Source organism: Nocardia sp. NPDC058499 (assembly GCF_042719915.1).
In the GTDB taxonomy this organism is placed as follows: Bacteria; Actinomycetota; Actinomycetes; order Mycobacteriales; family Mycobacteriaceae; genus Nocardia.
Genome location: NZ_JBHXMZ010000003.1, coordinates 123,399 through 138,261, shown reverse-complemented (window position 1 = coordinate 138,261; position 14,863 = coordinate 123,399). Strand labels below are relative to the sequence as shown.

Annotated in this window: 14 protein-coding genes; 9 read left to right on the top strand and 5 right to left on the bottom strand. The window is 68.5% G+C overall.

The genetic code is table 11. From position 1 onward, the window contains the following. Positions 1-429 precede the first annotated feature (429 nt). From ACFWPH_RS10745 to ACFWPH_RS10735, 3 genes are all read left to right on the top strand, one after another. Complete coding sequence (locus tag ACFWPH_RS10745; protein WP_378749759.1) at positions 430-1,308, top strand: oxidoreductase; 879 nt, start codon at positions 430-432, stop codon at positions 1,306-1,308. 106 nt (positions 1,309-1,414) lie between these two features. Then, on the top strand, positions 1,415-1,882 hold the full coding sequence (locus tag ACFWPH_RS10740) for a carboxymuconolactone decarboxylase family protein (RefSeq protein WP_378749757.1): 468 nt from the start codon (positions 1,415-1,417) through the stop codon (positions 1,880-1,882). A 256-nt stretch (positions 1,883-2,138) separates the two neighbouring features. Then, on the top strand, positions 2,139-3,230 hold the full coding sequence (locus ACFWPH_RS10735) for a 3-deoxy-7-phosphoheptulonate synthase (protein WP_378749755.1): 1,092 nt from the start codon (positions 2,139-2,141) through the stop codon (positions 3,228-3,230). 121 nt (positions 3,231-3,351) lie between these two features. Here the strand turns inward: ACFWPH_RS10735 and ACFWPH_RS10730 are convergent, their stop codons facing one another. Next, positions 3,352-3,927: a GNAT family N-acetyltransferase gene (locus tag ACFWPH_RS10730; RefSeq protein ID WP_378749753.1), complete on the bottom strand. Its 576-nt coding sequence runs from the start codon at positions 3,925-3,927 to the stop codon at positions 3,352-3,354. A gap of 94 nt (positions 3,928-4,021) precedes the next feature. Between ACFWPH_RS10730 and ACFWPH_RS10725 the strand changes: the two genes are divergently transcribed. Next, the gene (locus ACFWPH_RS10725; RefSeq protein WP_378749751.1) at positions 4,022-4,951 is read left to right on the top strand and encodes a sigma-70 family RNA polymerase sigma factor; all 930 of its coding nucleotides are present in this window, start codon (positions 4,022-4,024) and stop codon (positions 4,949-4,951) included. Between the two features lie 109 nt (positions 4,952-5,060). On the opposite strand, the gene ACFWPH_RS10720 is transcribed toward ACFWPH_RS10725, so the two are convergent. Continuing rightward, positions 5,061-5,705 (bottom strand): LysE family translocator, encoded by a 645-nt coding sequence (locus tag ACFWPH_RS10720; protein ID WP_378749749.1) that lies wholly within the window; start codon positions 5,703-5,705, stop codon positions 5,061-5,063. Between the two features lie 510 nt (positions 5,706-6,215). Here ACFWPH_RS10720 and ACFWPH_RS10715 point away from each other — a divergent pair. From ACFWPH_RS10715 to ACFWPH_RS10705, 3 genes are all read left to right on the top strand, one after another. Next, on the top strand, positions 6,216-7,886 hold the full coding sequence (locus ACFWPH_RS10715; protein ID WP_378749747.1) for a DNA repair helicase XPB: 1,671 nt from the start codon (positions 6,216-6,218) through the stop codon (positions 7,884-7,886). Between the two features lie 38 nt (positions 7,887-7,924). Further along, complete coding sequence (locus ACFWPH_RS10710) at positions 7,925-8,593, top strand: DUF3239 domain-containing protein (RefSeq protein ID WP_378749745.1); 669 nt, start codon at positions 7,925-7,927, stop codon at positions 8,591-8,593. A 150-nt stretch (positions 8,594-8,743) separates the two neighbouring features. Next, positions 8,744-10,147: a M1 family metallopeptidase gene (locus tag ACFWPH_RS10705; RefSeq protein ID WP_378749744.1), complete on the top strand. Its 1,404-nt coding sequence runs from the start codon at positions 8,744-8,746 to the stop codon at positions 10,145-10,147. Positions 10,148-10,157: 10 nt separating this feature from the next. On the opposite strand, the gene ACFWPH_RS10700 is transcribed toward ACFWPH_RS10705, so the two are convergent. Continuing rightward, a complete protein-coding gene (locus ACFWPH_RS10700) occupies positions 10,158-12,428 on the bottom strand; it encodes a helicase-associated domain-containing protein (RefSeq protein WP_378749743.1) in 2,271 nt (756 codons plus the stop codon). 134 nt (positions 12,429-12,562) lie between these two features. On the opposite strand from ACFWPH_RS10700, the gene ACFWPH_RS10695 reads away from it, so the two are divergent. After that, complete coding sequence (locus ACFWPH_RS10695; RefSeq protein WP_280415106.1) at positions 12,563-12,751, top strand: hypothetical protein; 189 nt, start codon at positions 12,563-12,565, stop codon at positions 12,749-12,751. A 71-nt stretch (positions 12,752-12,822) separates the two neighbouring features. Here ACFWPH_RS10695 and ACFWPH_RS10690 read toward each other — a convergent pair whose 3' ends face one another. Next, positions 12,823-13,476: a transglycosylase family protein gene (locus tag ACFWPH_RS10690; protein WP_378749742.1), complete on the bottom strand. Its 654-nt coding sequence runs from the start codon at positions 13,474-13,476 to the stop codon at positions 12,823-12,825. Positions 13,477-13,854: 378 nt separating this feature from the next. Then, positions 13,855-14,103, bottom strand: coding sequence for a hypothetical protein (locus ACFWPH_RS10685; protein WP_378749741.1), 249 nt, complete (start codon positions 14,101-14,103; stop codon positions 13,855-13,857). A 206-nt stretch (positions 14,104-14,309) separates the two neighbouring features. Between ACFWPH_RS10685 and ACFWPH_RS10680 the strand changes: the two genes are divergently transcribed. Further along, positions 14,310-14,729 (top strand): cold-shock protein, encoded by a 420-nt coding sequence (locus tag ACFWPH_RS10680; protein WP_039822144.1) that lies wholly within the window; start codon positions 14,310-14,312, stop codon positions 14,727-14,729. Positions 14,730-14,863: the final 134 nt, after the last annotated feature.

Genomic DNA, 14,863 nt, shown 5'->3' with positions numbered 1-14,863 from the left:
GGAGCTGTCGCGGGCTCCGCCCGCCACAGTTGCCACGTCCTGGGAACGGACAGGCGATCGTTCCGGATGAGGGCAGATAACGACCTCGGGTGTCCAGGGTTGCCGGATGCCGGCGTGCGATACCGGGCGACGATCATCAGCAGGGTTGAGCCGACCTGTTCATCGGCGGTCCGGGGGCCCCGGAGAAGAAGGCTCACCGGCATACTCGGTGCCGGTGGCGGCGGAAAAGGTTGCGATAGGCCTCATCGGGGACAGGGACTCGAAGTTGTGTGCGGCGCGTTCTGGTCCCTCAATAGGTTAGGCAACCCTATCTAATTTGGGAAGGGGGTGGGTCACTCTCGAGCCGGTCCACGCGGTGTTCGCCCGCGTCCGGCGTATCCCTGGGCCGCACGCCCGGTATATGGCTGCCATGCGGATTAGACTCGCCCCATGAGTGGTTGGGGCGTCGGGGATATCCCCGATCAGCAGGACCGGACCGTGATCGTGACCGGCGCGAACAGCGGCCTGGGCGCGGTCGCCGCGCGCGCTCTGGCCGGCGCCGGGGCGCAGGTGATCCTGGCCTGCCGGGACGTGGACAAGGGGCAGGCCGTCGCAGCCGAAATCGGGGATCGTGCGCAGGTCCGGCGATTGGACCTGGCCGATCTCTCCTCGATCCGCGAGTTCGCGGCGGGGGTCGACGGTGCGCGTGTCCTGATCAACAACGCGGGGGTGATGGCGGTACCGCTGCGCCGCACCGCCGACGGATTCGAAATGCAGATCGGGACCAACCATCTCGGGCATTTCGCGCTGACGGGCCTGCTGCTCGGCAAGATCAGCGAACGGGTCGTCACGGTCTCCAGCGGGGCCCACACCATCGGTGCGATCGATATCGACGACCTCAACTGGGAGCGCCGTCCCTACAAGCGCTGGCCCGCCTACGGTCAATCCAAACTGGCGAATCTGCTGTTCACCTTCGAACTCCAGCGCCGGCTCACCGCGGCCGGTTCGGCGAAACTGGCCGTTGCGGCGCATCCGGGTTACGCGGCCACCGGCCTGCAATCGCATACCGAATCCATCCTGGACAAGGTTATGGCCCTCGGGAACAAACTCGCCGCCCAGAGCGCCGAAATGGGCGCGCTACCGGAACTTTTCGCCGCCACCGCGCCGGTCGAACCCGGTGGCTACTACGGGCCGACCGGACTCGGCGGAACGCGTGGATACCCCGGCCCCTCCGGCTGTTCCCAGCGCGCCAAGGACGAGCTCACCGCCCGTTCCCTCTGGGACCTCTCCGAACGGCTGACCGGGGTGAAGTTCGACTTCACCGGCTGAGGCGGCCCGCCGCCGGACGGCGGGAAAAGAAAATCAACACGGGATGTCACACCTGGAGTGCGTGCGTCGTCGACACCACGAGACCGCACCACGAAAGGAACTCGAGATGGAACCCCGTATCGATCTCTTCGCCAACAAAGTCACCGCGAGCTACACCAAGCGCCTGGTCACCGCCGGAAAGGTGGTGGATGATTCCGGCCTGCCCAAGGAGGTCTACGAGCTGGTGAAGATCCGGGCGAGCCAGATCAACGGCTGCTCGTTCTGTGTGGATATGCACACCAAGGACGCCGCCCACGCCGGTGAATCCCAGGTCCGGATCAATCTGGTTGCCGCCTGGCGGGAAGCGACAGTGTTCACCGAGCCCGAACGGGCCGCCCTCGAACTCACCGAGGCGGCCACCCGGCTGGCCGACGGCGGCGGAATCGGCGAGGACACCTGGCAGCGGGTGCGCAAACACTACGACGACGAGCAGATCGGCGGGCTGATCGCCGCTATCGCCACGATCAATGCCTGGAACCGGATCAACGCCATCGCCCACACTCCGGCCGGTAGTTACGAACCGGGACAGTTCTGAACGGGCCGGGGCGGAAAAGTGTTGAGCATCACTTTCTTTCACTCGATTCCGCCCCGGGCCCACCTGCGCGTTCCGCCGCCTGGTAGCCTGGCAAATCGTGCAGCGCGTGTATTTCTGGTTTAGCAAGCCGGCCCGGGGCGGGTCGGTCTGCGGCAACCACGCGCGCTGACCAGTACACCCCGAGCCGGATGACGACCGGCTCGACGGGGATTTTCTTTTCCGTGGGTCGGCCTGAACGAGAAGGACACCACCCACGATGACCATCGCAGTCGATATCGATGCCGACCACAGCGATCTGGACGACCAGCGAACCCTCAGCGTGAGCCCGCTGCGTTCCCCCGCGGAAGTGCGCCGGGTCCACGCCATCACCGATGAACACGCCGCCACGGTGCGCACCGGGCGCCACGGCACCGTCGACGTGCTGAACGGCGCCGACGACCGCCTCATGGTGATCGTCGGACCGTGCTCGGTGCACGATCCCGCGGCCGCCCTCGACTACGCCCGCCGGCTCGCCGCCCTGCAGGAGACCCTGTCCGACCGGTTGCACCTGGTCATGCGGGTGTACTTCGAGAAGCCGCGGACCACCCTCGGCTGGAAGGGCCTGATCAACGATCCCCATCTCAACGGCAGCTTCGACGTCAACACGGGGTTGGGAATCGGCCGCCAGTTACTGCTAGACATCACCGCCATGGGCCTACCGGTGGCCTGCGAATTCCTCGACCCCATCACCCCGCAGTACATCTCCGACCTGGTGACCTACGGCGCCATCGGCGCGCGCACCGCGGCCAGCCAGGTACACCGGCAGCTGAGCAGCGCGCTGTCCATGCCGGTCGGTATCAAGAACGGCACCGACGGTGACGTGCAGGTCGCGGTGGACGGGGTCCGGGCGGCCGCGGCCAGCCATGTCTTCCCCGGTACCGACCTGGACGGCCGGTCGGCGCTCATCCAGACCGCCGGTAACGAGGACTGCCACGTGATCCTGCGCGGCGGCTCCAACGGCACCAATTACGACGCCGCCTCGGTGGCCGACGCGTGCGCGCGGCTGGAGAAGTCCGGGCTGCCGCAGCGGATCGTGGTCGACGCCAGCCACGGCAACAGCAACAAGGACCACAAACGCCAGCCGGTCGTGGTCGCCGATATCGCCGAGCGGATCGCCGCGGGCGAACGAAGTGTGGTCGGTGTGATGCTGGAGAGCTTCCTCGTCGAAGGCCGGCAGGACCTGACGCTCGGCCGGGCCGGCGATCTCACCTACGGTCAGTCGATCACCGACGCCTGCATGGACTGGGACACCACCGCCGCTCAGCTGGACCGGCTGGCCGAAGCCGTCCGCCTGCGCCGTGAGCGCTGAGCGTCCGGAAACCCCTGCCGCGGTGCCGCGGGTCAGTCGTGGCCCGTGGGCGCGGTGGGTCGGTCGGGTTCCGCGGGCGGTGGCGGCGACCTCGGCGATTCCGTGCGTGCGGAGTGGGAGTTCAGATGTCGGCGGGCCATCCGCCGGCCGGGCCGGGCGGATCGGTGTTCAGCCGGGCGGCCACCCAGTGGTCGCGGCGGGTACCGCGATGGTCGCTGCCCAGCCGTGCGAGCCCTTCGTACCGGAATCCGTGTGTGCGGGCGAGGGCGGCCGAGGCATGGTTGCCGACGTAGGCCCGCCAGTGGATACGGATCAGGCCCATACCTGCCGGGTCGAAGCCGAAGTCGCAGGTCAGTGTGACCGCCCGGGAAATGATCCCTTTCCTGCGGTATTCCGGGTGCAGCCAGAAGCCGATTTCGGCGGCGGTTTCGTCGCGCGGCCGGGTGCCCAGGCTCACGGTGCCGAGTAAACGGCCGCGCTCAGCGGTTCGGACGGCCCAGATCGGGCTGCGCGTCGCCCAGCCGTCCGCGACCGTTGCACCGATGAACTCATCGGCGTCGGCACGGCAGTAGGGCCACGGGATCGTGATCCATTCGGCGATCGCCGGATCCTGACAGGCCTCGACGATGGCATCGATATCGTCGGGGACCGGCCGGTCGAGCCACACCGTGCCGTCGGTCAGCGTCTGTTCGTCCACCCGCCCGATGTTCCCATCGTGGAGGTGTCCGCGGTAGCAGGTTTTACCGGGTGCGCCGCCTACGCGATGTCCGGCTCTCCGTAGAATTCGAGCGGTGGTAGCCGCGCTTCTCGCCGACCAGTTCGAATCGCATCGCGGGCATCTGCTGGCGGTGGCCTACCGGATGACCGGCAGCGTGTCCGATGCCGAGGACGCGGTGCAGGAGAGCTGGCTACGCCTGGCGGGGGCGTCGCAATCCCAGATCGAGGATCTGCGGGCCTGGCTGACCACGGTGGTCTCCCGGCTCTGCCTGGACCGATTGCGCAGCGCCGCGGTCCGGCGGGAAAGTTATGTGGGGCAATGGCTCCCGGAGCCGGTGGTGACACCGGTGGCCGCAGCGGGCGATTCCGATCCGCTGGCCACGGTGGTGCTGCGGCAGGAGTTCCGGCTGGCGGCACTGGTGGTGCTGGACCAGCTCACGCCGCCGCAACGGGTCGCGTTCGTACTGCACGAGGGGCTCGGGGTGCCCTACGGCGAGATCGCCACGATCCTGGATATCTCCACCGAGGCGGTGCGGCAGCTGGCGGCGCGCGCACGTAAGGCGGTCCGGGAACAGACACCGCAACCGGTCGCCGATGGGGAGCACGAGGCGGCGGTGCAGAAGCTGCTGGTCGCGCTGAATACCGGCGATGCGCAGGCGGTGGCGGCCGTGCTGCATCCGGACGCGGTGATGATCGGCGATTCCGGCGGCACCACGCCGACCGCGCGCAATGTGATCGTCGGCCCGGACAAGGTGGCCCGCCTGTTCTTCGGTCTCATCCGTCGCTACGGGCTCGAGGGGCAGGACAAGGATTTCCTCGCGACCGGGGTGGAATTCGTCCGGGTCAACGGTCAGCTGGGCGCGCTTGTCCGGGCTCACCCGGGCGACGAAACACACCCCGGATTCCCGGCGCGGGTCATGGGTTTCACCGTGGTGGACGGTCTCGTCCAGGGCACCTACGATATCGCCAACCCGGCGAAGCTCACGGGGGTCCAGTTGCGCTGACCGCCCGGCCGCCGACGCGATGGGGCCGCTACGAACCTCCCGCACTCGCGATCACCGAGGCCGGATGCTGCCGCCGGGACGGCTCGTGCGACCGCCGGCGTGGTTCGGCTCAGGCCGGTAGCGGCCGGGTCCGGTCGGTGATCAGCAGCGCTGCCATCCCACCCAGCACCGTGCCCATCAGCAGTCGCTGCACCCGCAACCACAGCCGCCGCCCCGCCAGGAAACGGCTCACCGTAGCGGCCGTGCACACGATGAGTGCGTTCACCGCCAGCGCCACCGCGATCTGCACCCCGCCCAGGCACAGGCTCTGCAACCACACCGGACCCGCCGCCGGGGCGACGAACTGCGGGATCAGGGCCAGGTACATCACGGCGATCTTCGGATTGAGCAGGTTGGTGACCAACCCCATGGTGAACAGGCGGCCCGCCCGGTCGCGGGGGAGCTCGGCGGGTGCGAACACCGAGGTCCCGCCCGGCCGCAGCGTCTGCCACGCTAGCCACAGCAGATAACCGGCGCCGGCGATCTTCAGCGCCGTGTACAACTCGGGGACCAGTGCGAACACCGCTGTGATCCCGGTGGCGGCTGCAGCGAGATACACCGCGAACCCGGCGGCCACCCCGGCCAGGGAGATCAGTCCGGCGCCGCGGCCCTGCGATATCGTGCGCGAGACCAGGTACATCATGTTCGGTCCGGGCGTGAGCACCAACCCGAGCGCCGCGACCGCGACACCGGCCGCCGCCGAGAATTCGATCATTCCACGATGATCGTGAGGACCGGCCGTCGTGTCGCGGTCCAGTCGGCATCTACTGGCCGTGCGGCGTTGAATCTGCTCCTATCGGAGCCCGGGATGCGTCGTACCGATCGAAGTCCCGGTTCCGGCCGCTGCGTCCGATCACGGCATCGGGGCCGCGGCCGGATTCGGCCCCCGGATGCCCGGACACGGATCGGCTCGGCGATACGGTGGCAGCCACTCGCGTCCCGTCCGGCCGCGTCGGCAGGTACGGGCCTGGCCGGCGGCTACGCGGATTCCGTGCTTGCTGGGTGCATCCGCCGGACCGGTGCGGGTGGTGCAGCCGATCGTGCCTGTCGTCCCACCGGACAGAAGGTGGCTCTCTCGGGTAGTGATCCCGGGAGCCTGCCGGGCAGGCGCGGAGCCGGTGAGGTCGCGGGTCGTGCCCGGCCCCCGGCGCGTTGTCTGCTTCGTCACCCGGCGTTGTCGGTGGCTTCGGGGACAATGGGCAGAAGTCGAGGTGAGGAGGGCCCCGTGGCGGATGGGCCACTGATCGTACAAAGCGATAAGACTGTGCTGCTGGAGGTCGATCACGAGCTCGCCGATATGGCGCGGCAGGCGATCGCCCCGTTCGCCGAGCTGGAGCGTGCGCCCGAGCATGTGCACACCTATCGCATCACCCCGCTGGCCCTGTGGAACGCGCGTGCCGCCGGGCACGACGCGGAGCAGGTGGTGGATGCCCTGGTCAGCCATTCCCGGTTCCCGGTTCCGCAGCCGCTGCTGGTCGATATCGTCGATACGATGGCCCGCTACGGGCGGTTGCAGCTGGTCAAACATCCCGCGCACGGGCTCACCCTGGTGAGCCTGGATGCGGCGGTACTGGCCGAGGTGCTCCGGCACAAGAAGATCGCCCCGATGCTCGGGGACCGTCTCGACGACGACACGGTGATCGTGCACCCGTCCGAACGCGGGCATATCAAACAGCAGCTGCTCAAGATCGGGTGGCCCGCGGAGGACCTGGCCGGTTACGTCGACGGCGAGGCCCATGCCATCGATCTCGATTACCACGGCGACGGCTGGCATTTGCGCGACTACCAGGAGATGGCCGCCGATTCGTTCTGGGCCGGCGGGTCCGGGGTGGTGGTGCTGCCCTGCGGGGCCGGGAAAACCATGGTCGGCGCGGCTGCTATGGCCCGGGCCAAGGCCACCACCCTGATCCTGGTCACCAATACCGTCGCCGGGCGGCAGTGGCGGCGCGAACTGCTCGCGCGGACCTCGCTCACCGATGAGGAGATCGGCGAGTACTCGGGCGAACGCAAGGAGATCCGGCCGGTCACCATCGCCACCTACCAGGTGATCACCCGTAAATCGAAAGGCGAGTACAAGCACCTCGAACTCTTCGACAGCCGCGATTGGGGGCTGGTGATCTACGACGAGGTCCACCTGCTGCCCGCGCCGGTGTTCCGGATGACGGCCGATCTGCAGTCGCGGCGCCGGCTGGGCCTCACTGCGACACTCGTCCGCGAGGACGGCCGCGAAGGCGATGTGTTCTCGCTGATCGGGCCGAAACGCTATGACGCGCCGTGGAAGGATATCGAAGCTCAGGGGTGGATCGCGCCGGCCGAATGTATCGAGGTGCGGGTCACCCTGACCGATGCCGAGCGGATGTCCTATGCCACGGCCGAGCCGGAGGAGCGCTACAAATTGTGCTCCACCGCGCACACCAAGGTCGCGGTGGTGAAATCCATCCTCGATCGGCATCGCGATGCCCCGACGCTGGTGATCGGCGCCTACCTGGATCAGCTCGACGAGTTGGGCACCGCACTGGATGCCCCGGTGATCCAGGGGTCCACGAAGAACAAGGAACGCGAGGCGCTGTTCGAGGCGTTCCGTCTCGGGGAGATCCCCGTGCTCGTGGTGAGCAAAGTGGCGAACTTCTCCATCGACCTACCGGAAGCCTCGGTGGCGGTGCAGGTTTCGGGAACGTTCGGCTCCCGCCAGGAGGAGGCCCAGCGGCTGGGCCGATTGTTGCGGCCCAAACAGGACGGCGGCCAAGCGCATTTCTACTCCGTCGTGGCGCGCGACACGCTGGACGCGGATTATGCCGCGCATCGGCAACGTTTCCTCGCCGAACAGGGATATGCCTATCGGATAACCGATGCCGATGATCTGCTGGGTCCTGCGTTCGGGGCGAACGACCAGTAGGGTCCCGCGGATTCGACCGACTGTGTAAGGGGTGGCGAGTGCGGCACTTCGACTTCGCGGTGGACCGCCGGCATGTGCAGGCGGTCAACGAAGTGGTCGCGGGGCGCCGCCGGGTGCGCCTGGCGGCACTGATCGCGACGCTGGTCTGCGCAGCCGCCACCGCGTACCTGGTGCGGTTGGGGCATGCCTGGTCCTATCCGCTGGCACTGGCCTGCGCGCTGGGCGCCGCGACCGCGCTGTGGGTCGCGTTATGGGCGCCGCGCCGCGCCGGTATCGCCCGGCTCTACGCCGACGGTGAGCTGATCCCGGCGGTCGTCTCCGGATTCCATTCGCGCGGCGCGGTACTGCTCGCACTGGTCAATGTGGCACGCCGTGATACCGGCGAGTCACGGTACGCGCTGGTCACCAAGAAGGTGCGGGAGTTACCCGGGCACCGGTTCGCGCCGGGCGAACGAGTGCCGGCGATCGCGGTCCACGGCGACCGGTCCGCGCGCACGATCGGGGAGCGCTGGCTCCCGGTCGACACCATGCCGATCGCCTGGGGCACCCCGGACCGCGCCGTGATCGAGCGTGCCCGCGCGGCCATCGACGAGATCGAATGGCGGCTGCTCGCCGATAATCTCGCGCTGGCCGATCAGGTGCAGCGAAGTGCCACCAAACGCCTGCTGCTCGGCCCGGGGCAGTTACCGGAGGGGCTCGGCGCCTGACCTGCCGCGGGTTACGCTCGCGCGCGCCGCATCCGGCGAAACCGGCAGCGCGCCGGGGCGCATACGCTTCTCGGGTGGGATCTGCGACTAACGTCATCGAACGGGGTGGTCGCTGTGATCGTATGCCGAACCACGGAAGGTGGAAACCGCATGAAACTCACCCGCTGGCTGATCGCCGGGGTGGTTGTGCTGTCGAGTCTGTCCCTGGCACCCGCGGTAGGGCACGCCCAATCCGCGAACCTCGCCGGTGCCGACGGACTGGGCGATCCCTACTTTCCGCAGGACGGCAACGGCGGGTACGACGTCGGACACTACGAGGTCACACTGGGGTACGACCCGGCCGGTCACCAGCTCACCGGGTCCACGCGTATCGATGCACATGCCACCCAGCCGCTCACCGCGTTCAACCTCGATTTCGACGGGCCACCGGTGAGCGCGGTCCGGGTGAACAATATGCCCGCCGGTTTCGTCCGGCAGGATCCACACGAATTGGTCGTCACCCCGGCGCTGCCGCTGCTGCCGGGACTGCCCTTCACCGTCACCGTCGAGTACGCGGGTGTCGCTGCCGATACTGCGGGCGAAGGCTGGACCTACGCTCCGACCGGTGGCGCTTTCGCGGCGGGACAACCGCATTCGGCCGCGACCTGGTACCCGCTCAACGATTCCCCCCGCGACAAGGCCACCTTCACCCTGCACGCGACCGTCCCGGCGGAATGGGAAGTGATGTCCGGCGGTGCCCGGGTGCGCGATGAGGTGCGCGACGGATTCCGCACGGTGAGCTGGGAACAGCGGCACCCGGTGATCGGCTACCTCACAACGGTCGCCATCGACAAGTTCGAATATCTGGAGCAGCGGCGCGCGAACGGTACGCCGCTGTTGAGTGGGTTCGCGCCCGGCGCCGAGGAACTGCGCGCACACGAGCAGCGGCTGCCGGAGGTGCTCGATTTCACCGAAAGCCTGTACGGCCCCTACCCGTTCGACAACGCGGGCGGTATCTATCTGTCCGCCCCGCTACCGTTCTCGCTGGAAACCCAGACCCGGCCCGTCTACGCCGACTGGGCCGACCTGAACACGGTGGTGCACGAGGTGGCGCATCAGTGGTGGGGTGATTCGGTTTCGGTGTACAGCTGGTCCGATATCTGCCTGAACGAATGCCTCGCGAGCTATACCGCCGACTATCTGTGGCCGGAGCGGATGGAGGGCGTCGACGTGGACGCCGAATACCGGGACACGATCCGAAAGGTGATGGACAAGCCCAAGTTCTGGGCAGTACCGCTGCAGGATCCGGGGCCGGAGAAGATGTTCACCTCGGTGTACTACCGCGGCCCGTTGTTCCTGCATGCCCTGCGTAAACAGCTGGGGGATGCGGTGTTCTTCGGGGCCCTGCGGGAATTCGTGACCACCCACGCCTACGGTCACAGTTCGATGCCGGAATTCCGTGCCTTCATGCAGTCGAAATCGCCGGTCGATCTGACCGGATTCTTCGATGCCTGGCTGCACGGCACGACCCCACCGCCGGACCAGTACCTCTATCCGGGCAACCTGCGCGGCTGACCGGCCACGGCTACTCCAGCAGTGCGACCGACGAGATCCGGTGCAGCGTGAACTGCCGGACTGCCCCGGTGACCGTGTCCAGTGCTTCGAGCTGACCGTTGCCGACCCGCACCGGTTCGACCACCCGCTGGATTGCGGTGCCCTTCGCGTCGACGTAGCCGATATGCACCTGCCGATGCACCCGCGCGGCGAGTTGTAACAGGGCCAGGGCGGCGGCCGTGCTGGTGCGGCTGCCGTCGCTGCGCACCGTTTTCCCGGAGGTCGCCCCGGCGGCGCGCTCACCGGCCCGCAGCTCGGTGACCAGGAGTTCCAGCTGTTCGGTGGTGGGCGGCGCGGGGCGATACGGCTGGCGGGCCAGCGGGCGCACATTGATCCGCGCCCCGCGCTGCCGCAGGTCGACTATCGCGCCGGAGGAATCCTCGCCGGCGGGTGCGAAACCCGCCGAACGGAGTTCTTCGAACAGTTCGCCCAGCGGTGCCTGGGAGATTGCCACCGTGGGTGCGATCCCACGCAGCGCCAGCGTATCCGCCACCGGTGAGGCGAGTACCTGGGCCAGTAGTGCGGGATCCTCGCTGCGGACGAACGATTGCGCCATCCCGGCGCGTAACCGGCCGTGGCGGCGCGCCACATCGTCGATGAGGTAGGTCAGTGTCTGCGGAACGGGTGTGCGCGAATGCCGTTCGAACAGGTGGTGTAGTTCCGCGGCGGTGAGTCCCGCGTCGAGTGCCCGGCGCAGTGAGGGTTCCGACAATCGGTAGACCGTTGCGGCCCCCGCCGATTCCACATCGGCGACCAGGGCGATGCGCTGCTGTAGTTCGGCGGTGAGCGGCCCGGGCGCCACCACTGTGAGGTCCGCCTGGACCAGCACATGATCGACGGGGTCGGGGAGCGCCGCCTCGAGTGCGGCTTCGGCCGCCGACAGGGGCTCGGTGAGCAGGGCACGTCCGGCGGCAGTGAGCGAGCCGCGGCCGACGAGACCCAGCGCGGCCGCTTCGCGCAGGGTGTTGTCCACGACCTGCCCTCGGTAGAGCCGTCGTCTCCGGGGTGCGCGCCAGGCCAGCAGCCGACCGATATCGGCGGGCGCCAGGGCTGTGCCCGGAGGTTGTTCGGCGAGGGCCTCGAGAACGGTCCGGCGTTCCCGGACCGCGTAGGGCACCCGGAGTTCGTGTGCGAGCGCCGCCAGCGGTTTGTCGGCCGCATCGCGCAGGCCGATCATCCAGGGGTAGCGGTCCAGTTCCAGCCAGCCGTGGGCCAGCGGTACCCAGCGGCGGGCGGGCGGCGCCTCCAGCCACGAATCGGCGGCGGGGGTGGGCGCCCAGAATTCGTCGGCATCGGCCTCGGGCGGGGGATCCGGAAAACCCTTCTCGATCAGTTTCGCCGCCGCCAGCAATTCCACCAGCAAGCCGGCGCGGGATTCCTCGACACCGGCGGCGCGGGCGATCCGGCGTATTTCCCGTACCCCGAGGCCACCGGCGCGCAGTGCGGGGGCCGGCGCCTGGCCCAGCACCTCCACGATCGCGGCGCAATGCCGAAGCAGCTCGCCGACCTCACCGGCGCCCACGCCGTCGACCTCGGCGAGGGCATGCACGGTGACCACCGGTTCGGGTGGGGTGAGGCGGCGCGGATCGGTGACCGGTTCGCCCCGCAGCAACTGCCCCACCGCGGGCGGCAGCTCCACCGTCTCGTCATCGATCCGGCGTAGCAGGCGGCGGCTCAGCAGTTGCGGAACCGGGCGGTCGGCCTGGGCGTCGGGTGCCGCGTCGCGGGTGCGTCCCCGCGGACCGGTTTCGGCCAGTTTGTCCAGCAGGGCCCGTTCGGCGGGCGGCAGGCCGGCGAGCGTTGCCGCGATTTCCTGCTCGCCCGGGGTATCGGTATCGGTCCCGCTACCCAGGGGCCACGGCAGGGCCTCGGCGACGGCGGATACCAGCCGGATGCGGTCGCCGGAGAACCAGACCAAGGCCCGGTCGGCGAGTTCGGTGAGCGCCGCGTCCACCGTCGCGGCCTTGGCGCGGGCGCGCAGCGCGCGTTTCAGCTCCGTACGTGTCGGCGGTTCGTTGCCGGCCGAAGTGTGCGCGGCCAGTGCCTCCACTATCCCGAACGCCGCTGTGTCCAGATCATCGGCGGCCCGCAGCACCGAGGCGCGCTGTTCGGCGCGGGTGGCGAGCACTGCCATCGAAGCGGGCAGCGGTACCGCGAGATCGGGTCGCCGTTCGAGCAACGCCACCAGTTGGGCATCGGAGCGGCCGCCGAGCCAGGCGGTATACGAGTCTGGGCCGGTCATCCGGTCCAGATTAGGCCTATCTCCGCCGTCGGTGCCGACCTGTGTGCCGGAACGGGGGCAAGTCGCGGGAAACCCCGGCCCGCCGGGGTCGGTTGTCGTGCGAGGCTGCCGGGTGGACATGCCAGAATGAGTGCGTGGTGAACAAATCGAAGAAACCCTACGTCGACAACGGCTGGCCCGAAGTGGGTGACGGCGAGCATGCCGTGACCGAGCTGTCGGCGACACGTGCCGGTAACCTCTCGCCGTTCGGCGAGGACACCGAGTTCCCGGTGGCTGCCGAGCAGCTGCCGTACGTGCACCCGCATACGGTGATCAACCGCTGAGCGGGCGGAACGAAAGAACCCCGTATCCGAGATTCGGATACGGGGTTTTTCGTTGTAAGGGTGGTTGCCGCTCAGTTCGGCAGCAGGCCCTTGTTGGACTCGTAGAAGCCCAGCAGCGCGGGATCCAGCTGCGGGGTGCCGGCCTTGACCGCCTCGAACAGGTCCAGCGCGGGCTGCGGTACCTGAACACCCTGCGCCTGGACGGTGGCGAGGGCGCGATCGACCGCGGTGTAGACCTCCTGGGTCTGCGTCTGGGCCGGGGCCTGTGCCTGCTGCGGGGCAGCGGGGGCGGCCGGTGTGCTCTGGTTCTGGGTCTGCACGGCCGGGGTATCGGAGGGCACTTCGCGCGGGGTCGAGCCGCTGCTCAGGCCCAGCGAGGAGGAGCAGGAAGGCCAGGCGCCCCAGCCCTGCGAGGCGAGGACCTTTTCTGCAACGGCGATCTGCTGTTCGCGGCTGGCCTGGTTGGCGGTCGGCGCATAATCTCCGCCGCCGTGTGCCTGCCAGGTGCTCTGCGAGAACTGCAGTCCGCCGTGATAGCCGTTGCCGGTGTTGATGCCCCAGTTACCACCGGCTTCGCACTGCGCGAGTCGATCCCAGTCGGAGTCGGGTGCCGCGCTGGCGTTACCGGCGAGGGCTGCACCCGCACCGCTCATCATGGCGCCGGTGACGGCAACCTTGGCGACAGTGCGACCGGTATTGGTGGGCTTGCGATGGCGTCCACTCATTCGGGTTCGTCTTCCTCTCGTACGCACCTGCGAGGGATTCGCTCGGGTCCAGGCTGAGAGGGTGCCCGTCCCGCCCTCGCCCCTGTCGTTTCCTTGGGGTCCGGTACCCGCGGGGCGAGGTTCGGTGCGGCGGGCCGGTGGGCCGGAGTGCCCGGCTGGGATAGACGGTACGACGGATCCCGCGAAAAATCACTTTTTGGTAACCGGCGTGTGCGGCAGGGTTGCGGAGTGGTCACAACGGGCTCTCGGGGACTCTGCGCAGCTAGTGGGCTCGCGCTGAGGGGCGTCAACTCCCCGCAATAGGCGTTATTATTCCGTTATGTGATTATCATCACACAACAGTTTCGGGCGGCGATTCGCCCGGGTACCGCATAGAGGTCATCTGGCTCGCCGGCCGGACAGCAGCGCGAATGTCAGCGCCAGCACGAAGCCCAGCGGGGTCAGGGCTATGGCCCCCAGGTACAACCACAATCCGGGCTTGCCGTCTGTGAAGATCGGCGTGAGGAAGATCGCCACGATCGCGAGCAGTCCGAGGGCGAACAGGCCCAGCGCCAGCCGCAGGAGCCAGTTGCCGGGGGTGCGCCCGGGCGGTGGGGTGGACGGCCGGGGATCAGCGGGGTTGGTCACCTGTCGACGGTAAAACTGATGTGCTGGCGTCCTGCCCACCGGGGTAGACTCGGGGACGTTCTCGCGTCCTGCATGCTTGCGGGGCGCGTTTTTCGAGTGCAGGCAGAGCTTTCGAGAGAAAGCAGTGGCCCGCCCACCAGCGGGTTTCAGCAGACATGTGCGCCGGGCCCGCGGGCCGGGCGCCGAACGACGAACGGGTGAGCGCAGTGCCGACCGGCAAGGTGAAGTGGTACGACGTGGAAAAGGGCTTCGGCTTCCTTTCCCAGGACGAGGGTGAGGACGTCTACGTCCGCTCGTCCGCGCTGCCCCAGGGTGTGGAAACGCTGAAGCCCGGTCAGCGGGTGGAGTTCGGGATGGCGGCCGGCCGCCGCGGCCCGCAGGCGCTGAGCCTGAAACTGGTCGAAGCGCCGCCGTCGGTCCGCCAGAACCAGGAACGCAACGCCCGCAAGGAGCCCGTCGCCCGCAAGCACAGCCCGGACGAACTGCACGGCATGGTCGAGGACATGATCACGCTGCTGGAAGCGAAGGTGCAGCCGGATCTGCGCAAGGGGCGCTATCCCGACCGCAAGACGGCGCAGCGGATCTCCGAGGTGGTGCGCGCGGTCGCGCGGGAACTCGATCGCTGATCCGAGCGAACCAACCGGTAGCGGGGGGGGGGGGGAGAGGGGCGGGGGCCCGCCCCCCCCTCCGCGGGTTTTTTTTCCCCCGACGCGGTCTGCACTGCAAAATCCCCGCCCCTCTCCCCCCCTCCTACGGACCT

Coding starts and splice junctions, on each gene's coding strand:
- ACFWPH_RS10690 (WP_378749742.1), bottom strand. CDS start 13,476: ATGAGTGGACGCCATCGCAAGCCCACCAATACCGGTCGCACTGTCGCC.
- ACFWPH_RS10745 (WP_378749759.1), top strand. CDS start 430: ATGAGTGGTTGGGGCGTCGGGGATATCCCCGATCAGCAGGACCGGACC.
- ACFWPH_RS10740 (WP_378749757.1), top strand. CDS start 1,415: ATGGAACCCCGTATCGATCTCTTCGCCAACAAAGTCACCGCGAGCTAC.
- ACFWPH_RS10720 (WP_378749749.1), bottom strand. CDS start 5,705: ATGATCGAATTCTCGGCGGCGGCCGGTGTCGCGGTCGCGGCGCTCGGG.
- ACFWPH_RS10705 (WP_378749744.1), top strand. CDS start 8,744: ATGAAACTCACCCGCTGGCTGATCGCCGGGGTGGTTGTGCTGTCGAGT.
- ACFWPH_RS10700 (WP_378749743.1), bottom strand. CDS start 12,428: ATGACCGGCCCAGACTCGTATACCGCCTGGCTCGGCGGCCGCTCCGAT.
- ACFWPH_RS10735 (WP_378749755.1), top strand. CDS start 2,139: ATGACCATCGCAGTCGATATCGATGCCGACCACAGCGATCTGGACGAC.